The organism is Eudoraea sp. (assembly GCF_049669105.1).
In the GTDB taxonomy this organism is placed as follows: domain Bacteria; phylum Bacteroidota; class Bacteroidia; order Flavobacteriales; family Flavobacteriaceae; genus Eudoraea.
Window position 1 is genome coordinate 16,361 of sequence record NZ_JBATKE010000089.1, and the last position, 24,981, is coordinate 41,341.

At 38.6% G+C, this 24,981-nt stretch carries 21 protein-coding genes and 1 tRNA gene; 8 read left to right on the top strand and 14 right to left on the bottom strand.

The features are described 5' to 3' along the window. Window positions 1-47: 47 nt before the first annotated feature. On the bottom strand, window positions 48-2,222 hold the full coding sequence (locus WBM60_RS07335; protein ID WP_424258992.1) for a DUF5916 domain-containing protein: 2,175 nt from the start codon (window positions 2,220-2,222) through the stop codon (window positions 48-50). A 430-nt stretch (window positions 2,223-2,652) separates the two neighbouring features. On the opposite strand from WBM60_RS07335, the gene WBM60_RS07340 reads away from it, so the two are divergent. After that, a complete protein-coding gene (locus tag WBM60_RS07340) occupies window positions 2,653-4,887 on the top strand; it encodes a hypothetical protein (protein ID WP_424262465.1) in 2,235 nt (744 codons plus the stop codon). A gap of 205 nt (window positions 4,888-5,092) precedes the next feature. Here WBM60_RS07340 and corA read toward each other — a convergent pair whose 3' ends face one another. The 9 genes from corA to WBM60_RS07385 form a co-directional block, all read right to left on the bottom strand. Beyond that, window positions 5,093-6,157, bottom strand: coding sequence for a magnesium/cobalt transporter CorA (corA, locus tag WBM60_RS07345; RefSeq protein ID WP_424262467.1), 1,065 nt, complete (start codon window positions 6,155-6,157; stop codon window positions 5,093-5,095). Window positions 6,158-6,310: 153 nt separating this feature from the next. Next, window positions 6,311-7,135 carry a mechanosensitive ion channel family protein gene (locus WBM60_RS07350; protein WP_424262469.1) on the bottom strand — a complete coding sequence of 275 codons (825 nt, stop codon included), beginning with the start codon at window positions 7,133-7,135 and terminating at the stop codon, window positions 6,311-6,313. A gap of 179 nt (window positions 7,136-7,314) precedes the next feature. Continuing rightward, window positions 7,315-8,280 carry a succinylglutamate desuccinylase/aspartoacylase family protein gene (locus WBM60_RS07355; RefSeq protein ID WP_424282925.1) on the bottom strand — a complete coding sequence of 322 codons (966 nt, stop codon included), beginning with the start codon at window positions 8,278-8,280 and terminating at the stop codon, window positions 7,315-7,317. Continuing rightward, complete coding sequence (gene rimK, locus WBM60_RS07360; protein WP_424262473.1) at window positions 8,270-9,145, bottom strand: 30S ribosomal protein S6--L-glutamate ligase; 876 nt, start codon at window positions 9,143-9,145, stop codon at window positions 8,270-8,272. Before rimK ends, WBM60_RS07355 begins: the two co-directional genes overlap by 11 nt. Before the next feature lie 61 nt (window positions 9,146-9,206). Continuing rightward, a complete protein-coding gene (locus WBM60_RS07365; protein WP_424262475.1) occupies window positions 9,207-9,572 on the bottom strand; it encodes a PepSY-like domain-containing protein in 366 nt (121 codons plus the stop codon). Window positions 9,573-9,887: 315 nt separating this feature from the next. Further along, complete coding sequence (locus WBM60_RS07370; protein WP_424262477.1) at window positions 9,888-10,202, bottom strand: helix-turn-helix domain-containing protein; 315 nt, start codon at window positions 10,200-10,202, stop codon at window positions 9,888-9,890. Between the two features lie 3 nt (window positions 10,203-10,205). Continuing rightward, window positions 10,206-10,481: a Crp/Fnr family transcriptional regulator gene (locus WBM60_RS07375; protein ID WP_424282926.1), complete on the bottom strand. Its 276-nt coding sequence runs from the start codon at window positions 10,479-10,481 to the stop codon at window positions 10,206-10,208. A 362-nt stretch (window positions 10,482-10,843) separates the two neighbouring features. Continuing rightward, window positions 10,844-12,142 (bottom strand): MFS transporter, encoded by a 1,299-nt coding sequence (locus WBM60_RS07380; RefSeq protein WP_424262481.1) that lies wholly within the window; start codon window positions 12,140-12,142, stop codon window positions 10,844-10,846. A gap of 404 nt (window positions 12,143-12,546) precedes the next feature. Next, window positions 12,547-13,470 (bottom strand): LysR family transcriptional regulator, encoded by a 924-nt coding sequence (locus WBM60_RS07385; RefSeq protein WP_424277836.1) that lies wholly within the window; start codon window positions 13,468-13,470, stop codon window positions 12,547-12,549. Window positions 13,471-13,583: 113 nt separating this feature from the next. Here WBM60_RS07385 and WBM60_RS07390 point away from each other — a divergent pair, with 113 nt between their 5' ends. The 5 genes from WBM60_RS07390 (at window position 13,584) to WBM60_RS07410 (ending at window position 18,448) form a co-directional block, all read left to right on the top strand. Then, complete coding sequence (locus WBM60_RS07390; protein ID WP_424259762.1) at window positions 13,584-13,892, top strand: hypothetical protein; 309 nt, start codon at window positions 13,584-13,586, stop codon at window positions 13,890-13,892. Window positions 13,893-13,956: 64 nt separating this feature from the next. Next, window positions 13,957-14,172 carry a hypothetical protein gene (locus tag WBM60_RS07395; protein ID WP_424282927.1) on the top strand — a complete coding sequence of 72 codons (216 nt, stop codon included), beginning with the start codon at window positions 13,957-13,959 and terminating at the stop codon, window positions 14,170-14,172. Then, window positions 14,169-14,453 (top strand): hypothetical protein, encoded by a 285-nt coding sequence (locus tag WBM60_RS07400; RefSeq protein WP_424259761.1) that lies wholly within the window; start codon window positions 14,169-14,171, stop codon window positions 14,451-14,453. The genes WBM60_RS07395 and WBM60_RS07400 overlap by 4 nt, the downstream gene beginning before the upstream one ends. Before the next feature lie 114 nt (window positions 14,454-14,567). Further along, window positions 14,568-16,055, top strand: coding sequence for a proton-conducting transporter membrane subunit (locus WBM60_RS07405; RefSeq protein ID WP_424276685.1), 1,488 nt, complete (start codon window positions 14,568-14,570; stop codon window positions 16,053-16,055). Beyond that, entirely contained in the window at window positions 16,052-18,448 is a 2,397-nt protein-coding gene (locus WBM60_RS07410) for a DUF2309 domain-containing protein (RefSeq protein WP_424282928.1), read from the top strand. The genes WBM60_RS07405 and WBM60_RS07410 overlap by 4 nt, the downstream gene beginning before the upstream one ends. A 266-nt stretch (window positions 18,449-18,714) precedes the next feature. On the opposite strand, the gene WBM60_RS07415 is transcribed toward WBM60_RS07410, so the two are convergent. After that, window positions 18,715-18,796: transfer RNA gene (locus WBM60_RS07415), tRNA-Leu, on the bottom strand. Between the two features lie 244 nt (window positions 18,797-19,040). On the opposite strand from WBM60_RS07415, the gene WBM60_RS07420 reads away from it, so the two are divergent. Next, a complete protein-coding gene (locus WBM60_RS07420) occupies window positions 19,041-20,438 on the top strand; it encodes a dipeptidase (RefSeq protein WP_424263278.1) in 1,398 nt (465 codons plus the stop codon). A gap of 152 nt (window positions 20,439-20,590) precedes the next feature. Continuing rightward, the gene (locus tag WBM60_RS07425; RefSeq protein ID WP_424276683.1) at window positions 20,591-21,691 is read left to right on the top strand and encodes a DUF4407 domain-containing protein; all 1,101 of its coding nucleotides are present in this window, start codon (window positions 20,591-20,593) and stop codon (window positions 21,689-21,691) included. Window positions 21,692-21,730: 39 nt separating this feature from the next. Here WBM60_RS07425 and WBM60_RS07430 read toward each other — a convergent pair whose 3' ends face one another. Genes WBM60_RS07430 through WBM60_RS07440 form a run of 3 tightly spaced genes read right to left on the bottom strand, consistent with a single transcriptional unit; the run spans window position 21,731 to window position 24,928 of the window. Next, window positions 21,731-22,732, bottom strand: a complete 1,002-nt coding sequence (locus WBM60_RS07430; RefSeq protein ID WP_424259562.1) for a metal-dependent hydrolase — start codon at window positions 22,730-22,732, stop codon at window positions 21,731-21,733. Between the two features lie 3 nt (window positions 22,733-22,735). Next, a complete protein-coding gene (locus tag WBM60_RS07435; protein WP_424282929.1) occupies window positions 22,736-24,508 on the bottom strand; it encodes a MutS-related protein in 1,773 nt (590 codons plus the stop codon). Window positions 24,509-24,568: 60 nt separating this feature from the next. Continuing rightward, window positions 24,569-24,928 carry an MmcQ/YjbR family DNA-binding protein gene (locus WBM60_RS07440; RefSeq protein WP_424259560.1) on the bottom strand — a complete coding sequence of 120 codons (360 nt, stop codon included), beginning with the start codon at window positions 24,926-24,928 and terminating at the stop codon, window positions 24,569-24,571. Window positions 24,929-24,981 lie beyond the last annotated feature (53 nt).

The window sequence follows — 24,981 nt, forward strand, 5'->3', positions numbered from 1 at the left end:
CTGAGTTTTATGACTGTGCTAAAAATTTATCCCGATTTTGTTGGTGATCACAGTCTGAAAGTATATCGTACTTTTAATACGATCTGTTCGTTTTGGAGTGCCCATCGATCTGTGATATCATTGAACGTATTGTGGTTGAATACTAAAAAAACATCCCCAAAGGGTGAAAATATCCAATGAATGCGCGCATTTACTCCTAAAACCCTGCTATCTGTATCGTATTGCACATAACTGTTTAGCTGCAGATCGGAGGTGACATTGAACCTCACGCGCATACCTACCAGGGTTTGATCAAAATCTCCAAATGGCAATCGGCCAATGTTCCGGAGGCCATTTAGCTCAAATCCTATTAAAGGAATGGGATTCCAGTTCAGCTCCAATTCAAGTTCATCTAAGGTCCCGTCATAAAAAGAACCAAACCACCAACTTGCCTGACCATTCAATCGTCTTTTGGCAGCAAATTCAGCTTCCAACCGGTATCGCATAAAGTGGTATTTACCAACCGGGATAGTAACATTATCAGCTATTTCAAAAGGTTCTGTAATATTTTCGCCGACCGGTCTCACATTCATTTCTATTCGATCGCCACTTTCCAATCGCCAGTTAACGGGGGCTGTAAATACACTATAGGATTGCCATTCCTCATCAATACTCTTTATATAGGTTGCAAAAAGTTCATTAAACATTTGCCTTACAAAAGACCAACTGGGCCTGGGAGCATAAACAGTGCCCAATCTAAAATAATGAACTCCCTGGCGTGGCACAAATCCCAGGGAGGGATCAAACTCTTTCCCAACGCGGGAATACGTCAATGACAAGTCCCATTTGTCATTGGGATAATCTAGTTTAACACCAAAGGCAGATCTATCATCCATCAAATCTTCCCGGTCTGCATACAGGGCCCATGCTCCGGCAATAAAATTTTTATCCCCTTTAAATCGGGTGGTCTGATAAGTAAAATCAAGCCCGGACATAAAGCTACCGTCCCGCCCTAAAGGATCCCCTACAGAGGCAATGAATCCTATTGAACTTTCTTTGAAAATATTTTGTCGTATTCGCATTACACCCATAGTCGTGGCATCATAAGATGTACCCTCCGAATCAAAAGAGTTGGTCCGTATTCCCAGTCCTCCAAAAGCTGTATTTCCAATCCTGCCATTTACCTTAGCACCTGCAATTATTGGCACTTGCTCATTATCAACCAGCCCAATCCTCCTGCTGAAGAATGGCAGGACTGTGCCGCTCCCAGTTCCGAACCCAAATTCAAAAATATCAGAGCCTTCGAGAAAAAATGCTCGTTTTTCAGGAAAAAATAGTGGGAAGCGTGTTAGGTTTGTTTGCCGTGTATCTACCTCTGTTTCGGCAAAATCGGTATTTACTGTGACGGTTGCCAATACATTTGGACCCAGCCTCTGACTGGCATCCAGACTTGGTTCCAGCTTATAAATTGTGGCCCCATCTGCACCTACTTTATTTAATGAATTTACTAATGATGGCCTTACACTTAGTCCCCACCCATAATTGAAGGTGGGCAAATTTGTTAACAGGCCTGCCCGGCTGGTCTGACCAAAAAACTGATCGCGCTGCACATTTGCCCACCGGATTGTTTCCTGATTCCTTTGTATACGCCGTTCCACATTAAATCCCCATTCTGCTAATCTTTTTTTAAAATAGATGCTTTGAATAGGCAATTTTATTTCTGCAATCCAACCATTTTCATTGATAGATACCCGGGCTTCCCAAATGGTGTCCCAGTCTTTGTTTTCAGATTCCCCCCTGTTGGAAACCAAAGCATCATAGCGTGCTGCATTGGCATTAACCGCCAAAATATAACCCGACTGCCCGTCCATAAATGGATCCAGAATTATTTTAATGTGGTCTTCATTGGAAATATCTGTATCTCGAAGTTTGGAGAACCTGATAATCTTTGTAGGATCCGGATCTTTACATTCTACCCCAATAAAAATAGCCTTTTCGGTTGCAATTACGCGAACTAATGTAGGTGCTGAAGGCTTGCCTTTTTCGACAGGTTCAGTGGTAAGGAAAGCATCTAAAACCGGCGCGTTTTGCCAGTCAGGTTCATCTAAAAATCCATCTATGGTTATTTCCCCAATTAATTTACCTGCCTGGACAGAAGGTCTTTCAGTTACCTGACTTTGAGCGTAAGACAAACAGAAAATTACGAATGCGAGAAAAAGGAAGGCTCTTTTAACTAAAAACACAATCGGCTAATTATTTGTAATAAAGATACAGTTATCATATTTTAAATTTATCTGGTATTTCCCTTATTTTCTTCCCCCTGGCCAGAAGCATTTATAGGTGGAGCTATGTTGGCACAGATTGGAGAGTTAAGTTTTTTTACTGGGTTTCTCTGCTTACGGGCTAAAAATAATTGAAAGTTACGTTTATCAATTTACCATTAGTTTGATTGCAATGACGCTCATTATCAGTCCATTTTGGATTACATTTACGGAGAAATTGACAGTCTTAAAAGAGTTGAAAAAAATAAGGCACCCAATGAAAACTGTTGAAAAAAAATCGCATATTGAATAAAAAGCTTTTTTTGAATATAGGGGGCAATGTTTTTTGTCAATCCCCATATGTTCATTAAGAAGGTTTAGAGCCTGTCCTGAATATTTAAAATTTAGAACTATGTCTGATTCACTCGCTTCTACAAAATCTAATTTTGGTACCCTGCCTGTATTTTTGACCGCTATTTCAACCATTCTGGGTGCTGTAATGTTTTTGCGTTTTGGATTTGCCGTGGGTTCGGTAGGGTTTACCGGAACCGTGTTAATCATACTCATCGGTCATATGGTGACCTTTTCGACGGCTATGGCATTGGCTGAAATTGCTACGAATCAAAAAGTAGAGGGTGGAGGGGAGTATTTTATCATTTCCCGCTCTTTTGGTGTCAATATTGGAGCTGCTATCGGTATTACATTATACTTCTCACAGGCCATTAGTGTGGCATTTTACGTCATAGCCTTCGCAGAAGCATTTGAAGCCATTAAACCGTGGGTTTCATCGGAATTTGGTTACGAGATATACGATAACCGGCTTTTCAGCATTCCCGCGTTGCTTGTATTAATTTGGTTGATGGTGTCCAAAGGGGCTAATCTGGGAATGAAAGCTCTGTATGTAGTGGTCACTATTCTGGCCATATCACTGGTGTTTTTTTTTATGGGTGACACCTCCTATTCCCAAGCTTTTGATAACACCCAACTATTTAAAAACTTATCTCCGGATAAGGGTTTTTTTTATGTTTTTGCTATTATTTTTCCTGCCTTTACCGGTATGACTGCCGGCGTTGGGCTATCAGGTGATTTACGGGATCCCAAGAAGTCTATTCCTATAGGGACGCTTTCTGCTACCATTGTGGGAATGATAATCTACATATTTATTGCTTACAAATTAGTTTCTTCGGCTAGTCCTGCAGATTTGGTCAATGACCAGCTGATAATGAGTCAAATCGCTATTTGGGGACCAATAATTCCGATTGGATTGGCCGCAGCGACCATTTCATCTGCCCTTGGATCCTTTATGGTAGCTCCGAGGACTTTGCAGGCTATCGGAGGTGATAACGTATTTCCGAGCAGACTTGTCAATTTTTGGCTGGCCAGGGGGAGCAAAAACAACTACGAACCCAGAAATGCTACGATTCTTACCAGTGTTATTGCATTGATATTCGTACTAATGGGCGATGTGAATGCAGTGGCAGAAATAATCTCTATGTTTTTTATGGTAACCTACGGGTCATTGTGCCTAATCTCCTTTATGCAACACTTTGCGGCAGATCCTTCTTACAGACCGTCGTTTAAATCAAAATGGTATTTATCGCTTTTCGGTGCTATAATGTGTATTTATTTGATGTTCAAAATAAATACAGTTTATGCAATTGCCGCCATATTGGTAATGGTTTTGCTTTACTTCTATATTACATTTAGAAGTAATACCCAAAAAGGTATGGCAAAGATTTTCCAGGGTGTTATGTACCAGTTTAGTAGAACCATGCAGGTATTTCTTCAAAAATCGGAGAAGGAAACTGCGGAAGATTACTGGCGTCCGGCGGTCATATGTTTATCAAAAGAAAGTTTCGATAGATACAGCGCTTTGGAAATCATGAAGTGGATATCCTATCGTTATGGTTTTGGCACCTATATTCATTTTGTGCAGGGGTATTTATCCAATGAATTAAAGGCCGATGCAGAAAACAAGTTGCGGAAGCTTATTAAAATAGCTTCTTCCAGCAAATCCAATGTTTTTTTAGAAACAATTATTTCCCCTTCCAATACAGGGGCTATTGCACAAGCCATACAGCAACCGGGGATTTCAGGGCAGCCAAATAACACAATGCTCTTTGAGTTTAAAAAGGGAGAACAGGAATGGCTGAACGAGATAATTGAAAACTACAGTTTGCTAAAAGTTGCAGCGTATGACCTGTGTATTCTGGCCAGTTCGGACAGAGGCTTTGGTTATAAGAAAAATATCCATATATGGATTCGCAAGGAAGATTATGAGAATGCCAACCTAATGATTTTGCTTTCCTATATTATTCTTGGACATCCCGACTGGAAAAAAGGTGAAATCAAAATTTTTGCAACATTTCCTGAAAAAGATTTAAAACAGGAACTTCAGTATTTAACAGAACTTACATCAAGCGGGCGATTGCCTATTTCGGCCAATAACATTAGTGTGCTGCCAATTGAAACAGGCATTAATAGAAAAACCCTGATAAATGAGTATTCAATTGACGCAGATCTTACCCTTATAGGGTTTCATAGTAGCACTATGAAAACTGAAAAGGCAATTGAACACTTTGAAGGATATGATAAAATTGGCAATATTCTTTTTGTAAATACGCTGACCTCAAAATTTATTAAATAGCATTACCCTTAATACGTTTAGCTTGGGAGATCAATCTGCTAGATGGGATATTTCATCGGCATGCGTCTCCGCCTCAAAACCTTCCATATAATTGAAGTCACGAAGCCAGTAGTTTGATGAAATGAATTCAAAATGTGCTTCTTAGCCGCTTGTATATTCCATCTTTAATTGCCAGATAATGTCTTTTGCGTATTCGAAGTAACTGCTATAACCATTTTCGTTTTCTAAAATACAAAAGCATACCAAAAGCAAGTATTATCATAACGCCCAACATTATAAAATAACTGTATTCATATTTTAGTTCGGGTAGTACATCAAAATTAGTACCGTATATACCTGCTATAAAGGTCAAGGGAATAAATATGACCGAAAAAATTGTCAAGAATTTCATAACATCGTTTAATTTACTACTAATGGTTGTATGATAAATATTCAACTGATCAGAAAGAATTTCGCGATACGTTTCTGATGAATCGATCGCTTGATTGATGTTGTCCAGCAATTCCTTAAAATGGATATGGGAGCTTTCCCTGATCAATTCAGATTCTAATTTAGACAATGCCAAAATCATTTCCTTCGCAGGGGTTATATTTTTTCTCAAGAAATTCATTTCCCTCTTATAGGTATAAATTTCATCAATTACACTTTTTCTCGGTTCCTGCAATAAGGTTTCTTCCAAGGTCTCTATTTTTTCACCCAGAACACCTACTATGTATATATAATTATCGACAACAATGTCCAATAATGCGAAGGTCAGGTAATCTGTTCCCCCTGTTCTAATTCGTTTTTTTTGATTTCTGATTCGTTCGCGTACAGGTTCAAAAACATCCCCCCTTTTTTCCTGAAAGGACATTAATACTGAATCGTTTAATACAACACTCAAATTTTCGACAGAAATAAGACTATTTTCCTCATTTTGTTGGAGCATTTTAATTGAAAGCAGAATACAATCCCCAAAATCATGCACTTTTGGTCTTGCCTGGGTATCCATGACTTCTGCAAGAACAAGTTTGTCAAAATTGAAACCTTCACCAATCTCTTCGATGATTTTTGTGTCATGCAGACCATCGACATTGAACCAGGTGACCGTAGGTTTTTTTTGATATTCAAGTAACGTATCGATTTTCTCGACTACTTTTTCTTCCAGATTTTCAACATCGAAATCAATCAGGCGAAGCAAGATCTTATCCATCTTTTGTTCTCCCCTAAACGATATGTCGTCGGGAGAAAGACCTATATCTTCCTTACGCTTTTTTACAATTCTTGACATAGTTTTTGATTTGAAAATATTCTTTGTATTAAATTTCATTTTTTTACTCATAAAAATAATCTTAGAAAGTTAATTATGGGACAGACCTAATTCTTTGCATAAATAAAACTTGTCAGGCTGCAATTCGAATTCTGAAATTCCCATAGGTATCTACTAGTGATTAAAGAGGTGGACATCTCTCTGAGGGAAAGGAATGGTTACCTTATTTTCTCTAAAAAGACGATCTATTTCAAAATGCAGTTCACTTTTTGGATGAACCGCTTGAAAACTATCCTCAATAGTAAATACCAGCTTAAAGTTTAACGAACTATCGCCAAATTCAGTAAAAAAAACAGTAGGCTCAGGAGTTTTCAATACTTTCTTTGTGCTGTCTGCAGCCCTTAATAATAATTCTTTAACAAGCAATACATCAGAGCCATAGGCTACCCCTACCATAATATTTTCACGGGTTATATTACCATTCTGGGTCCAGTTATAAAGCGTGTTAGAGAGGTAGGTGTGGTTTGGGATAATCAAAACTTTGTTTTCCAGATTGATCCCTTTGGTCGTTCTTAAGCTAATGTCGGTAACCTTGACAATTTTGCCATCCAACTCTATGACATCGTCTACATGTACTGTTTTGTCCAGTAGCACAAAAATACCACAAATAATATCCTGAAAAAGTGTTTGCAATGCTAAACCTACCCCTATTAATAAAGCTGCCGAAGCAGCGAAAATTGCCGTTATGTTTACTCCAATATTATCTAATGAAAAAAAGAATACAACAAGAAATATGAAATATTTGAAGAATGAAAAAACGGTGTCAAACTTTCCCTTATTCTCTTCAGGCATTTGTCTCGTAACAATTCTCTTAAGAATGGAGAGAATCAATGAGGTCACGACTAAAATAAAAATAAGTAAAATAATTGCCTTCACTGTAATCTGTAAATCTTTGCCAAGATTGAAAGTGTAGTTTAAAAAGTCATTTAGCTGTCTCATTATATTTTTAATGTTGGTTCACGATTATTTCTGTATACTGCTCTTTCGCGGAAACATATGTATTCGATAAATAGTATCGTTCAGTTCAGGTTTAGTATTGTTAATTCAGTTTATGTTTTGAAATTTCTACCTGTTATCTTATAACGATATGTTCTATAGGCCTATAAAATTTAAAACTCTCAATCTTTTGATATATGAAGAATCCCATCGCCCTGATTCACAATAGGTGACTCATTTATGCAAATTACATACCCGGCGTACAAGGATTTTATCTTCCGTTCAAAAGAACCAAAGGGATCTGAAATACTCCCCAAACAATCTCCTTTGTTTACAAATTGACCCAATTGTATCATTGGATGAAACAATCCTGAATATTTCGCCCGTATCCATATAGATGAATTAATTATAACAGGGGTCGTGACCTTATTATCCCATTGTAGCAAATCTTTGGTAAAATTACGCATCCCTAAATGCTGCATTACCCGAAGTGCACCCCCAACTCCTGTTTTGGTGACATAATTGTCAATATGCAAGGCTTTTGCTCCTTCAAAAACCAACACTTTTTTCCCAAGCTTGTGCATGGTCTCTCTGAAGGATTTTTCACGTCGTTTAGATTTTATAATAAAAGGAGCTCCAAAGGCTTTTGCCAGTTCAATACTTTCAATATCGTTAGCGCCTACCCGTACCTGTGGGGTGTTAAAACGGCTGTCACCACCTGTATGAAAATCAATGCAGTAATCAACAAGAGGAACTATTTCTTTTACAATATGATAAGCAAACCTGCTCGCCAAAGAACCCCTTGCACTACCTGGAAATACCCTGTTTAAATCCCGGCCGTCCGGAAATTGTCGTTTTTGATTTAAAAACCCGAATACATTGACTACAGGTATACAGATAACCATGCCACATTCCGGTTTATTAAATTTTTTGGATATCAATTGGCGTACAATTTCGATACCGTTTATTTCATTGCCATGAATACCCGCAGTCATTAACAATGTGGGGCCTTCTTTTTTGCCGCGTTCCACAATAATCGGTACCTGAATCTTGGTTCTGGTATGTAATTTAGCGATGTCCAGATTAAGCTGTACTCCTTTTCCATTCGAAATAGCATGCCCAAGTACTTCAACTTTTTTACTCTGCATTTCGTTCAACGTACTTAATGATTTGACCCGCAATATCCTTTCCTGTAGCTGACTCTATTCCTTCTAGACCAGGTGAAGAATTTACCTCTAAAATTAATGGCCCCCTTGCCGATTGCAATAGATCTACCCCCGCAACTCCCAATCCCATGGCCCTGGTTGCCTTTATGGCGGCATTTTCTTCCTCATCACTAAGTTCGATAATGTTTGCGGTACCCCCGCGATGGAGATTGGAACGGAACTCACCCTCCTTGCCCTGACGCTTCATGGCTCCCACAACTACACCATCTACCACAAAAGCCCTGAGATCCGCACCCTTGGCTTCCTTGATAAATTCCTGTACGATAACGCGTGCCTGTAATCCGTTGAAGGCCTCTAGAATGGACTCTGCCGAATTTCGATTGTCTGCAAGGACCACACCCAGACCTTGTGTGCCTTCTAACAATTTGATTACTACGGGTGCTCCACCCGCTTTGTCGATAATTGCACCCACGTTTTTTGAATAGTTGCTAAAAACCGTCTTGGGCAAACCCAGCCCAGCCCTAGATAAAATTTGAAGACTTCTTAATTTATCCCGGGAACGCACCAGCGCTTGTGATTCTACAGCAGTGAAAACCTTCATCATTTCAAACTGACGTACCACAGCCGTGCCGTAAAAGGTAATAGATGCACCAATACGGGGAATTACTCCATCAACTCCTTCAATTTCTTTTCCTTTATAAATAAGCCCAGGTTTCCTTTTTTCAATGACCAAATCACATTTAGAATGGTCTATAACGTGCATTTCGTGCCCTTTCTTTTTTCCTGCTTCAATTAGCCTCCGGGTTGAATAAAGGTTTTGATTTGTTGATAAGATTACTAGTTTCATTTTCCGAATTTAAGACTAAATTTTTAAAAGTGAAACACTACCAACACTCCTTCCAATTTGATTACACAATTAACTTCCCCACGATTTTTCCTGAAATGTCATACAGAAGTTTCCATACAAAAACACCATTGCTCCATTGTATCTCGAAAATATCTCTGTTGGGTGTTTTTACATGTTGAATTTGCTGAAGACCTTCAGAACCGTATTTTACTTTAAAACTTTGCTGCACTTGTTTAGGGGTATGATCAAACGACAATAAGGTAACTGTTTCCAACCAACTGCCGTCGCTATTGAACAGGGCCGAAAAATCATTGCCTTTTAGACTGAAATTCACTTGCCATTTAAAAACATCTATCTGATTCCACCGAACAAATGCAGCCTTCGGGTATTTTGACTTGAATGCAATGGTCACAGCGATATTTGGCATATTCCTTTTAGTCCTAGCCACTTTCAAAAAAGAGGAAGTAAAAATGTATTGGAGTTTTTTGGTCAGGATCATCTTGTTATTTTCTTTTTCAGCACATTTTTTTAAATACTTAGGACACCTATCGACAGAATTATCAAAAAAATTATTTGACTATCGATAAAAGAATAAAAGCAACTCAAAAACAGGATTACATTAAAGGAGTGTTTTTTCGTGATAGTTTATACAAAGTGAACACTCTAAAGTTATCGCTTTATGTGAACACAAACAGCTACTTAGGTAGCACTCACCTTAAATCAGGTGGATAAAAAATATAGACTATTTAATAATTGTGGCCACAAGACCTGAACTAATGGTATAAGGGGTATAATTTTCTTCTGCAATAGATGGCAAAAGTTCCAGGTTCTTGACATTAATTTGCTTAAGGCTCACAGAAATAGGACCACAGCGCTTCAGTTCTTGATTGTGCCTGCTTACAACTGCTCTTGTAGTACCAATTAGTCCCGCAATCTCTTCATTGGGTAAGTTGTTGATCAATTCGAGTTTTCGGGTTTCGCCGTTTATGTTTTTAAGCAGTAAGGAAGATAGCCTAGCCAATGTACTATGAAGGGTTACATCTGTGGCCACATCCATGAGTTATCGCATTCGATTGCCCAAATAATACAATATCGCCTTGCGTACGACAGGATATTCATTGATCCAATCGCGCATTTGATTCATATATATTTTTAAGATCTCCGAGGTATCCAGAGCTTCCCAATAAACATTATGTGGTTTTGTGTTGAGCAAAGACAACACGTCAAAAACGTCTCCCTCGGACAAAACAAAAACGGTATGTTCCCTACCTGAATCAGGGTTCGATTTAAATACTTTAATTCCACCAGAAACAATAAAATGAAATGTAGCAGACACCTAAAAACTACTTTTAAAGCTTTTTACATTCCAATTTTCAGCTACCATTAAGCTTAATAATTTATCAATTGAATCGATGTTTGAATCCTGAAAAAAAGGAAAGTTTCCAAGAAATTGGAGGAAATAATCATTCCTTAGAGTTCAAATTTCTTGTTTTATAATGTCACTGGATATAATAATTTTGCTGCTGGAATGGCAGTAATCGTGATAATCAGGAATTTCAAATACAGATTCACTTCCAGGCCAACGATGTAAAAACCAAATACGATACTAAGGGTTTGATGCAGTATATAAAAAGGCAGGATACTAATATTGGCAGGTATAAGAATGGAATGCTTAGTAAAGACCTTTTGAATTTTGCTTCAGGATAGTTTTGTTGAAGCTAAGTAAAAAGTTATCACTCCCGCAATTATGGCCGGTATGGAAAAAATCAAAAAATTCTCTGCCATCGAAAGCCCCATGCCTATAAGGATACCACCCAGAGCCGGCCCAATCACAGCACCGAATCTGCCAATACCAATAGCCCAGCCCAGCCCGGTGGTCCTGAATTCCGTGGGATACATCCTTGCAGCAACCGCATACAATCCTACAAAACCACCTTGCAGTGTAAAACCGAGTAAACCAATTACAAAGAGCAAGGAACTGGAACCGCTAAACAATTTAAAAGTGGCCATCAAAATGCCTGTTACCACCAAAAAAACAGCCACTGTCTTCTTTAATCCTGTTCGTGAGGAAAAATAGCCCTGGATAATGATCCCAAAAAAGGCCCCCACATTGAAAACCGTACCGGCATAGATTGCCAATGACATTGAAAGACCTGTAGCCTCTGCAAGTTTTGGTATCCAACTTATTAGAAAGTACAAACATCCAAATGCCATAAATAAGGCCGTCCATAACTGGTATGTAGGTATCCTGTACTCTTTGTTGAGTAGCTTGTTCACTGGAATACCTGAAGATTTTACCTCCCGTTTTGGGAGTCTTTCCAATGCCTCATGGCCCAGTTTACTCAAAATTGCATTTGCGCTGAGCAATGCTCCTTTGGGTTGTTTTTTTATATAAAAGTAAATCGATTCCGCCAGTGAAAAATAGACAAGTGGCAAGCAGATAAAGGAGGCTAGTCCGGCCAGTTTGAACATAACAGGCCATCCATAAGCTGGTACTAAACTTGCCGATACTATACCCGTTAATACAGCTCCTACGGGATAGCCCGACAAAACAAAACTGACCCAAAAATCTCTTTTACGGTCGGGGGCATACTCTGCGGTCAGTGCCGCTGTACTTGCCAACATGCTTCCTATGCCTATACCGCTTAAAAACCGCAACAATATCAATTCAGAAACATTTTGTGACCAGGCAGTCATGAGCATACTGGCACCCATCAAAAACGCACTGATTAGTATCATTTTCTTTCTTCCGATCTTATCAGCAAAAGGTGCCAAAAACATAGCTCCAATCATCATCCCTGCAAGCCCCGAACTGAAAACAATGCCCAACTCCTCCGGGCCCACCTGCCAGGATTTCGCAATTGCAGATGCACAATAAGAAATAACCATGACGTCCATCCCGTCCAAAATATTCATAATGAAGCATACAAAAAAGGTCGCGTATTGTAATTTCGACAGAGACTGTCCGTCAATAAGCTCCTTTGTGGTTTTTTGCATCTTTAGTTTTTAGATTCGATTACACCCAGCTGCACAACTTTACTATAAATCTTATGTAAAATTGCATTCCTGTTCGAAAAAAAAGTTGATTAATGTTGGCTAACTGACCTTTTTGGATCGATAGGGTAAAGTTAGCAAATTAGACCCTTTAGATAGTCACTGAACTAATTCTGCCTTAAGTGTCCAAAAGATCTAATACATTTTTAGATATTTAAACTTAAAAGCTATTTTACCAGGCACCATTTAATACTACAAAATATGCTACCCTTGTGTTATTCAGAATGATTAGGTTTTCAAAAACAGGCTGCAGTATTATAACTTTAATCCGGCCGGCACACAGAACTAGACTAGCGTTGAAATAAGTGCAGTAGAAATTAATATCACTTACCTATTGTTTACCATAGTTAAAAGTTATCAATCCATGTGAACTTCTCTTTTATTATGCCTTTTTTTTCAGAATTTAAAAACTCAAGATAGGCCATCGCCGCCGGGGAAAGTTTTTTCGATTTTAGCCATATCAGGTTCCACGTTGTTGTAATAGGAAGCCCTTTGACCGGTATTATTTGCAGGTCTTTGTTTTTTAGTTCATTTTTTATTCCGATCAAAGGCATGATCGAGCATCCCAGACCTGAAATTACTGCTTGTTTCACCGCCTCATTTGAAGTCAACTCCATCTTTTTCCGTACCGAAAATTTGTTCCTCGATATAAAAGTCTCCATGGCATTTCTAGTGGCCGATCCCTGCTCCCGATAAATTAATGGAAGAACTTCGAACAGTTTTTTTTTGGTGGGTGCATTCTTGAATTTTAAATTATTGCTGCCCACATAAAAAAGTCTGTTTGGCATGAGTTCCACCCGATTCACCTTTAATTTTTTGGGTAAGACTGAGACCAAGGCAAAATCTACCTCGTTCATTTCAAGACTTTCAATTACCCTTGATTTATTGGTCACATCCATTATGAGGTCTACACCATTATTACGGTTCATAAAGTCAGATAAAAAATGGGGCATCACATATTTGCCGGTAGAAACTACAGATATTTTGAGCCGCCCCGAAAGTTCACCTTGATAAGCCAACGTTTTGTAATTGATGGCATATACTTCGTTGATTATTTTTTCCGCAGCCTGGGCTATTTCTTTTCCAAAATCTGTGATGTAAAGCTTTCTGCCTACAACTTCAGTAAGTGGAATCGGAAACTGATCCTGAAAATTTTTAAGTTGAATGGATACCGCAGGTTGGGTCAAATGGAGCTCTTCAGAAGCCTTGGTAATACTCTGTATTTCAGCTATTTTCAAAAATATTTGGAGTTGGTGCAAAGTATAATTCATAAATAATATTTATATATAACATAACTAATATAAATAATTATTTATAATTAAAATGTATAATCTTTGCCACAGAATTAAAAATTTAACTCATATAAATCCTAAAAACAAGCAGTATGGAAACAAAAGAATTGGTACAAACTGAAAAAACTACACAAAAAATTCAATTGATTAAAGGGGAGTTCACTCCATCAGAGGCCTCAGATGTCATCATCGCTTTGATCGATGAAAAAATCAATTTTCATAAAATACAAAGGCTCCAGCTTTGGGAAGGAAACCATAAATATGAAACGAACCAACTGGACGGTCGAATCAATGAGCTTCGAGAAGAAAAAAGAATTGCAAAAGAATTCATTTCCAATACCAGAGGCCTGGGACGTAATCTAAAGATAAATGGTATCCTGGAAATTACTGTTGCCGAATGATGGTTATAAATGCCAAAATAAAGTTATGCGGTAAACCGAAATCTAACATTTAAAAAAAGAATATATGCATTTATCAAAATCTACAATTTTACCAATTGCAGGCATGGTGGCCCTGCTATTCTTTATCATGATGTCTTATGTTAATGATTCTATTTTACTGGATAGAATATTAATATGCAGCCTTATTTTGAGTGTAATTTTCATCGCCAAAATACGAAGTAGCAATTATCGAACAATCTCAAACCCTAAAGATCGAACAGATCAAATACTGTCCAAATGACAGAAAACATCGCATTTATAAAAGGGCTATTTAGTCCGGCCGAAGCTGCGGATGTGCTTTTATCGCTGATCAACGACAAGATCAAATTCCATACGGTAAAATCACTTAACCTGAGACATGAGGGGCCAGATGCCGATCTGACCTCTGAAGACCGGATCAAAGAGTTGAAGGAAGCCAAGAAAATCATTGAACAACTAGTGCTAAGTGCCCACAAAAATGGCTACGAACTGGAAATCAATAGCACTATAGACATTAAACTTGTTGAGAAATCCTGTTCATAATATTAGGTGATCTTTAATGATTCTGAACCTGTAGTTCAAAAAATAGTCAGAACATATTTGTTATAAGTATTTCTATCAACCTTTTGCAAACTAAAAATTGTTAAAAACTTAAAAATGACTCTTGAAAATAATTTACAAGAAAGCACTACTCAAAATTCCATTGAAAAAAGCTATAAATCATTTTCCTTAACCCTTCCAAAAATAATTACTTCTTTTCTATGGCTGCTATTCACAGGCAATCTGGTATACATGATGTATTATTTTCCCAGTATTCCCGAATGGTCCCTGGGAGGTATCTTGAGGGTTAACGGCTTTACCATTTTAATTTTGACCACCGTTACATTCTTTAGTGCGCTTGTCAGCACCTATGCTGGGAATTATCTAAATGGTTTTAGATATCATTCTCGATTTATGACATTATGCCTGGGTTTTACCTTATCAGTTATGTTATTTGTAATGTCCGATCATATTATATTATTTCTGCTCAGCTGGTTGGGAATGGGATTTTTTATGTCTAGATTGATTGGAATAGATTCCAATTGGGGAGAAGCCCGTGAAGCTTCAAAATTTACGCAGCGTTATTTTCTCACAGGTACCTTTTTCTTAAGCGCCGGAGTGCTACTACTGGCCTTCGAAAGCGGAAAATTTACGGTAAGTGGTCTGGTTTCTTCATTGAATGAATTGCCCCTGTATATTGTATCTATCGCGGCCTTATGTGTCATTACTGCCGCCATTGTTCAATCGGCAATTTACCCTTTCCATCGTTGGTTGCTTTCTGCAATGACCTCACCCACACCTGCTTCGGCCCTCATGCATGCAGGTTTTGTTAATGGTGCAGGAATTTTGCTGGCATTGTTTTCAACCTTAATGTTTGCTTCAAATACATTGAACGTTCTCTTTATCATCGGAGGGCTAACAGCCATAATAGCACAGTTCACCAAGCTTCTTCAGGTCAACGTGAAGCAAAAACTGGCTTGCTCTACCATCGCTCAAATGGGTTTTATGATCATGCAGTGTGGTTTAGGCTTTTTCAATGCAGCTGTTGTACATTTGATCCTACATGGATTTTATAAAGCATATTTGTTCCTTGCTTCCGGGGAGGCAATAGAACAATCAAAACCACAAAAACCACCACAGATAAGGATAAAACCGTTTCAAGCTGTAGTTGTACTATTCTTCGGCATACTAGGAGCCATTCTGTTTGCCCTATTAACAGGAAAGGGAACGGAACTGGACAGCGGTATTTTCCTTACGCTTATTGTAGCAATTACAGTAGGACAGGTAACCTATAATATTGTCAAGCAGCAAAGTCTATCGGTTTTACAGAAAACAATTTTACCCCCAGTTTTGTTTATATGCGGTATAGGGATATATGCCCTAATGTACAAATGGGTAACAGCTTTGATGGCTGAAATGCCTATGGTAGTGGTGCCTCGGTCTCTTTCAGTGATACAGGTTGTATTTGGTATTGTGTTTTTGGTCGGTTTTTTCATCATGAAATTAGGAATTTACCGCAAAGTCCCTTGGCTCTATGTAAGGCTATTAAACGTATCCCAACCCTATAAGAAATCCATCCTAATGTATAAATCTAAATCGTTATGATCCAAAAACGCATTCTTAAAAGTATCGAAGAAGCATCCAAAGTTATTGGAAAAACCTGGCCTTTGTACTCTTTCGTAACCTCAAATCCTCTATCAGGCTATGAAAAAGTATCTTTCAAAGATGCAGTAAATAATGCCAAAGATCTTTTAAACGCGAAGATTTTCCCGGAAACTTCATTATATCGCCAGGCTTGGGAGCAAGGAGAAATTGAAAAAAATATACTCATCGCACTATTGAGAGAAAACGGATTGTCCAAATCTCCGGATTTCTATTTGCAACAAATGCAATCCCAAAAGAGAGTCCAGGAAAAAAATATAAACCATGATTTAGACAGGATCATGGCAAAGTGGCTTGCCATTTTTATGGATGAAGGTCTGGCCGAATGGGAAATGCCGGGAAAAAAAGATGGTTTTTATAAAGCATGGCGAAAATTAGCCATATATGACAGTGAAATAGGAATAACGGCTCTTCGTGAAATACCAAAAACCAGTTCGGAGGCATTGGCACATGTTTTAACCGGCTACTCCAAAGAAGAGTACACTAAAATCTTCACATATCAATTAGCCGCATTACCGGGATGGACCGGCTTTATCAATTACCGCAGTGAATCCAACTCGCTTTGGCAGCAAGAATATCCCATCAGCTTAGAAGATTATTTGGGGGTGCGTCTATGGATAGCGCAAAAATTGAAGGTTCAGATACTTCCTGAAATTGAAAAGGAAGAGACAAATAATATGATCTCAAAACTTCAATATATCTGGTTGAAAGCTTGGGAGAAGAGCTGGCAAAACCAGCTTATCAAAACCTTTAGAAAAGAATCGTTAACCACAAAACCTTCCAGAAACGGGGAACCTTGCCCTGACGCACAAATGGTCTTCTGTATAGATACCCGATCGGAACTAATACGAAGACACGTGGAATCTAAGGGTAATTATGAAACCTATGGATACGCCGGATTTTTTGGCATAGCGATGGACTATGAGAATTTGGACGATGCCCTGGTCCGTAAATCCTGCCCTCCTATCGTGTCTTCTTCCTATAAGGTCTCTGAAATTCCACAGGCTAACAAAAATGAAAAGATATTAGCGTATAAAAGGAAAAATGAAATCTTGAAATTCGGAGAATATTTTCTGAAACGGATGAAGAATATGCTCCCTTCCGCTTTTGGATATGTGGAAGGATCGGGATTCTATTATGGGTTATCTTTATTGGCCCGGACTTTAACGCCAGGACATTTTTATCGCCTTAAAAAGCAAAACACTTTATCATATGAGTCTTTATGTGAACCCGAAATCACTAGGGCCAATGCCCAAGATGAAATTAGTCTTCAAATTCCCCTGGATGAAAAAGTGCGCATTGTAAAATCTGCTTTCGACCTCACGGGTTGGAAACAGTTTTCACCTTTAGTACTTTTTATAGGCCACGGTAGCCATTCCGCAAACAATCCCTTTGGTTCAAGCCTTGACTGTGGAGCATGTGCTGCAAGCCCGGGCAGGCATAACGCCCGTATGTTGGCCAAGTTGGCAAATCTACCCGAAGTAAGAAAAGCCTTGGCAGATAATAATCATTTTAATATTCCGGCAGATACTCATTTCATAGGTGCCGAACATAATACGACTACAGATGAAATTGTAATTTTTGATTCCGAAGTTCCCGATTCACATAAAGAGCAATTGCTTAACCTAAAATCGGATTTGTTAAGCGCACAGCAAACCGCTACCCAAGATAGGTTCGGTATACAAGGGAATAGTATTGCTTTAGCCCAACGCAAAGCAAATGATTGGGGGGAGACCAGACCCGAATGGGGTCTGGCAAAAAATGCAGGGTTCATCGTGGCACCCAGGGCACTTACTAAAAATGACAACCTTGATAGCCGTTGCTTCCTTCATTCCTACGATTGGGAATTGGACATAACAGGAAAGGCATTGGAAGGCATTATGCAGGGACCTATGGTAGTCACCCAGTGGATCAACAACCATTATTATTTTTCAACAGTTGACAATGATATATTTGGAGGAGGCTCCAAAATTACACATAATATCACTGGTAAATTTGGGGTAGTCCAGGGTAACGGCGGGGATCTAAAAATGGGTCTGCCGTTACAATCATTATTTCAATCAGATTGCGAGATGTACCATAAGCCGCTACGTCTCTCAGTGCTCATACAAGCACCAATAACGCGGGTAACCGATATCCTTTTACGGAATGAAAACTTAAAAACATTACTGGATAATGAATGGATCTATTTAATGGTGATGGATCCCTTGCAAGAAAATGATATTAAGCTTTACGAAAAAAATATGCAATGGGTTCCAACGACGGAAAAAGGTGTTCTTGAAGAAAATTATCGTACAAAGGTTGATGTTGAAATCTTCGATGAAATTTTAATATAAGGACTTATGATCCAGCAAAGCCATCTGGATAACGTTCTTAAGGACCGTACCCTTATTATTGCCACCATGTACAACCAGGAGAGGTTCATTCCTAGAAACTGATCGCATATTATTTAGAATTAAAAAACCTCAACATGTTAATAACTTACTAGTTGAGGTTTTAAACTGTAAAGGCGGAGAGACTTCCCGCTTTTGGCGGGATAAACTTCTCCCCTCTTCGCTTTTCATAAAAAAGCCCATCCAATAATGGATGGGCCTTTACTTCGTACAGGCGGAGAGACTCGAACTCTCACACCTTTCGGCACTAGATCCTAAGTCTAGCGTGTCTACCAATTCCACCACGCCTGCAAAAACTATTTTTCAAAATACAGAACTAGACCCTAAGTCTATCGTGTCTGCCTCCCGATAGCTATCGGGACCACCACGCCTGCATTTCCCATCCCGATAACTTCTCCTTTGAAATAGTATGGAGAAGGAACTATCGTTATTATGGGGTTGCAAATATAAAGCAAAATTTCAATTTAAAAATAATCGAACTTTAAAATTATCAACCTTCTTTTCGTAAATTTAGTCATTCTTCAAATTATTGATAATGCAAAACATAAAGGCTTACCTGAATCAACACAAAGAACGATTTATAAATGAGCTCATCCAACTTCTAAAAATGCCATCTGTCAGTGCAGATTCTGCCTATTCTCAGGATGTTCTGGATACTGCCGAGGCTTTTGCCACTTCTTTAAAAAATGCCGGTTGTGATGTTGTTGAGATTTGTGAAACTCAGGGATATCCAATCGTTTATGGAGAAAAAATAATTGATAAAAATCTGCCAACGGTTCTGGTTTACGGGCATTATGACGTTCAACCGCCAGATCCGTTAGATCTTTGGGACTCCCCACCATTTGAACCTGTAATTAAAAAAACGGAACTCCACCCCGATGGAGCCATTTATGCCCGTGGAGCCTCTGATGATAAAGGACAGGTCTATATGCATGTGAAAGCACTTGAATTCATGGTTGCAAACAACGAGCTTCCGTGCAACGTTAAATTTATGATTGAGGGGGAAGAGGAAGTAGGAAGCGAAAGCCTGGGGGCATTTGTAAAAGAGAATCATGAAAAATTAGCCAATGATATTATTCTAATTTCTGATACCGGAATGATCGCTAATGATGTTCCTTCTATCACTACCGGCCTGAGGGGGTTGAGTTATGTGGAAGTGGAGGTAACGGGGCCAAACAGGGATTTACATTCAGGGCTATACGGAGGTGCGGTGGCCAATCCTATCAACATCCTTGCAAAAATGATTGCCTCTTTGCATGATGAAAATAACCATATTACCATTCCCGGATTTTATGATAAGGTAGATGAACTTTCCCGGAAGGAGCGCAGCGCTATGGAAAAAGCGCCTTTTAACCTGGAGGCATATAAAGCGGCGCTGGATATTGATGATGTCTTTGGCGAATCTTCATATACTACAAATGAAAGGAACTCCATTAGGCCTACACTAGATGTAAACGGTATATGGGGCGGCTATACAGGAGAAGGCGCAAAAACCGTTATTGCGAGTAAGGCACATGCAAAAATATCAATGAGACTGGTACCACATCAGGACTGGCATGAGATCACTCAACTTTTTAAAACCCATTTTGAAAATATTGCCCCTCCGGGAGTTAAGGTAAAAGTTATTCCTCATCATGGTGGTGAAAGTTATGTAACCCCTATTGATAGTATAGGTTACCAGGCAGCCAGTAAAGCCTATGAGACAACCTTTGGAAAAGCGCCCGTACCCAAGAGAAACGGCGGTAGCATCCCTATTGTCCCATTATTTGAAAGGGAATTAGGGTCTAAGTCCATCTTAATGGGTTTTGGACTGGACAGCAATGCCATTCATTCTCCGAATGAGCATTTTGGAGTATGGAATTTTTTGAAAGGAATTGAAACGATACCTTATTTCTATAAATACTATACGGAACTTCTTTCTTTAGGAAGTTAGATTTGAGCTGCCTCGTGAATTCCCAAACAAATACTGAGGGTAAAAACCAGTAAATCATAAAACCTTCTTAATGAGGCATTTTTATTTCAATTTAGTGTAACAAATCTATGCAAATTGCGTTCTAACCATTAGAATCAAAAACGAACACTATAATGATACGACGCTTTTTTATCCTCTGTTCCGGAGCGGACACCGGCATTCTTAAATCCTGTTCTTCAGGAGAACAAAACAAATACGCAGGCATAGGTGCCACTGTTTTTTTTACCGCTGTAATGGCCTTTATTGCAAGTAGTTACGCGCTGTACACTGTATTTGACAACGTTTATACCGCCATCTTTTTTGGACTTATCTGGGGCCTTCTAATTTTTAACCTGGATCGGTTTATTGTCTCTACTATTAAAAAAAGAGACAGCCTTAAAAGTGAATTTTTACAGGCTACTCCCAGGATAATTTTGGCAGTTATTATTGCCGTTGTAATCTCCAAACCTTTGGAAATGAAAATTTTCGAAAAGGAAATTAACCAGGTTTTACTGGAACAAAAAAACGAACTCACGCTGGCAAATAAAGCGCAGATTGCTCAGCAATACACTCCGGTAGTTGCCAGCCTGAATGAAGATGTTGCATCACTTAAGAATGAGATAAATGTAAAAGAGGTTGAAACAAATGCCCTTTACGACACTTATATTTCCGAGGCGGAAGGAAGGGCAGGTACTATGCTTTTAGGCAAAGGACCGGTGTATAAAGAAAAACGCGAAAAGCATGATGCGGCTTTGTTAGAATTAAAACAATTAAAGGAAGCAAATGCAACCAAGATTGCAGATATAGAAACCCAGATTGCAGCGCTCAATACAGAATATTCGCAGGCAGTTAATGATTCTCAACCCATTATTGACGGATTTGACGGTCTTATGGCACGAATAAATGCGCTGGGAGAACTCGCTTGGTTTCCCTCTTTCTTTATTTTCCTTCTATTCCTTGCTATAGAAACCTCACCTATAATTGTTAAACTTCTGGCTCCAAAAGGACCTTATGACCTAAAACTGGAAGATGAGGAAAGTGCCGTGGAGACCTGGGTAATGCAAAAAGTATTGCAACGCCAAAAAATCCTGGCTACAGACACTTCACTGAATGAGAAAATATATGGCGAAATAGCAGAAGAAGAAGCTGTGTACGCCTATAAGAAACAGAAAGCAGAAGAGTTGCTGCGTCTGCAGGCAGATACTTTTCATGATCTTCAGATAAAAAGCCTATAAGGAATATTAACCAATAAAAAAGAATTGGAAACACGGGGATTAATTTCCCCAGATTCTGGCCCATAATTCTATTAAGACGTTTTGTGCGTCTTCTTTGAATTTTGGGGTTTCCTCAACAATGACCTCATTTTTTAGTTTAAGCAACTTATAACTAAAAGCAAATTTTGGATCAATGGGATTCAGGCTTATCAAACCAAAACGAAGATCATTAAAGAGTAAGGTTTGCTCCTTCCGCGAAATGGTATACCAACCTTCGGTAATTTTTATTAACCGGTTAAGCTTATCCTCGCCTGCCAGTTCTCCTAATAAGGCATGGTTTTTTGGATAACCCCTGAACACAATTGGTTTGGTATCAAACAAGGAATATTCTCCTATTAAATATTCTTTCCCCACATCCACATTTGCAGTCCATAGTATTGAATTAAATGGGGTTGGCCTGGTTTGAATCTGTTCATAAGCAATCTTCTGATCCTCCAAATTATCTGTAAATTTCTTATAGGTAATACCCTTCAGTAGTAAAGTTACCACTAGATAGCCGCTACTAACAATTAGACCCATTCGATTATACTTTCTTCTGTCCGGTGACAGCCTGTGTTGTCTCATAGTCAAAATCAGGAAAAACAGAAAAGGAAGCGTATATAAAGGATCAATTACAAAAATATTCTGGAAGGCCAATCGAACATCAAAAGGCCAAAAAAGTTGCGTGCCCCAGGTGGTAAAGGAATCCAAAATAGGATGGGTAAACAAACCCCAGAACATAAGTTTGGACCATTCCTGCCAACTTACTCCGGAATTTTTTTCAATTTTAGAAATCAGCCATCCAAAAACGGGTGCAAACAAAAGGCTAAACAGAATAGAATGACTAAAACCCCTGTGCCATTCCGTATAAGTAACCGTATCTACCAAATAGCGACTCAAGACGTCTAGATCGGGTATTGTGCCGGCAATTGCACCATAAAGCATTGCTTTATTCCCCACCTTTTTGCCAAGTACCACCTCACCAACTGAGGCCCCTAAAACTATTTGCGTTAGTGAATCCATCTATTATTCAACTATTTTCATTTTCTTCAATAAAAATGAAGCATTCATATTTTGACAAATACCTTTTTTGAACTTATAATCAAAATGCAATTCATCATTTACAATTGCAGCATCGAAATAGTAGTTATCAACCTTTTCCAGACTTTTGGCTACCTCACAAAGACTTAAATCATGGGTAGCTATAAGCCCGGTTGAATTAGAACCAACTAACTTTTCGATAAACTTTCTGGAACCAATAGCCTTATCTGTGCTGTTGGTTCCCTTTAGGATTTCATCCAACACAATAAAGTAATCATCATCCCCGATACTATCAATAATAAACTTTAAACGCTTTAGTTCTGAAAAAAAGTAAGATTCATGTTCTGTCAAAGAATCTACAGTTCGCATGCTGGTAATCAGTTTAATGGGCTGGTAAAATAACGAAGTAGCGCACACTGGCAGGCCCATATTGGCCATAACAATCTGAAGGGAGATCGTGCGCAGGAATGTGCTTTTACCGGCCATATTTGCTCCGGTAATTACATAGAATTCTTCTTTACTAATTTTAAAATTATTTGTGACCCCTTCAGCCGGGTCGAGCATGGGATGTGAGATATTTTTGGCTTCAATGATAAGATCATTTTTTGTGATTTCAGGAAAAGTATAATCGGGGTGATTAAAAGCAAAATTTCCCAGACTGTTATAAGAATCAAAAAAAGCTATGGTATTAAGCCAGCGCTCTACACTAATACCATGAACACCAATCCATTTCTCTATGGAATAAGCATACCTAAGGTCCCACAATAGAAACCCATTAGCCAGAGCACCAAAAATCATATTATTCCTTTGGTCAAAAGCATTCAACATCCCGGAAAACTGTTTTAAAATTTGGGAAATCTTTATGCCTTCTTCCAGGATGTACTCCTTTTCATTCTGCAGCAATTGAGATTGGTATTTCATATTCTCCAAAAGCAATATCAATTGTTGATACTGCTGGAAACTACTTTGTGCTTGCGATGTGTTTTGAGAAAGCGCATTGACCCTGCTTAAATACTTACCTGTGATACCCAGGCCAAGGAAAAACCAAAACAATAACCCCCATCCCGGAAGGTAATCAAAGTAATAGAGGCTAATAACTGCCAGTGACAAAAACGAAAACACGGTGGGTAACCATTTCATCAGATTAGGAACGAATGGCTGATACGTTTTTAACCAACTTATTAAATTAGCCGACGAGATTTCCGTTTTTATCAATCCGGCCACTGCCGAAAATTCCTGTCTCCATTCCGCTGCTGATCCCAGTTCTTTTATGGCTTCCTGTTTTTCTATTACATTTTCGATATTGTTTTCAGTAAATAGTCCTGCCAATGTTTTACTGCCTTCCGGTAAAGCTGTGCGGTTACAATATTGGTAAAAAGAACCTTTCCCGAAAAGATCTATATCCTGACTATAAAAATGTGCGCGGTCAATGAATTCTTTTCCATCTGGGAGATCATAAAATTTTCGATCCAATACCTGCAGCTCCGTTTCATTAATGGAGATCAAGGCTAACAATTTATTTTTTTGGTAAGTCAGGTCGCTATGTCTTGAAACCAAATAGAGGAAGAGTATTGCCGAGAAAAGAATAATTAAAAGGAGGTAATTTGAGTTGTCATAAAACAGGTATATCCCCAAAATTGCCAGGATAAAAACCGTCAGCCTAAGCATACTAGAGACCCATAATTGTTGTTTCACCTGAACAAGCAGCTTGCTCAATTTGTCTTCTCTTTCTATATAGAATGTTGTGGGGTTAAGCATATAAACTAGCTCTTTGAATTGAGGGGGTAAAGATATGGTATTCTTTATGGGGTTTAAAGATTAAATCATACCCTTGAGCGCGGCCTTTTGTTTTTTTGTTAGCTTAGAAACTACCAATTCATAGGAATGATTAACAAGTTCTGATATCAACTTTGAAGGCAACTGTTCCAGAAATAATGTGTTCCAGTGTAATTTGCTCATATGATATCCTGGGGTTATAATCCCATCATAGGTTTCCCGCAACTCAATGGCCCTCTCCGGGTCACATTTTAAATTTACCTGCGATGGAATCCGTTCAAGCGGAGCTATTGAAAAGATTTTACCCATGACTTTAAAGACCAGTGTATCGGCATCAAAAGGGAATTCCTCAGTAACTCCGCTTTTGCTTAAACAAAGTCCCCTGTACGTTTCAATATTCATTTTCTAAGCAAATTAACCATGTCCATTGCCGACAAAACACGCACACATAACAC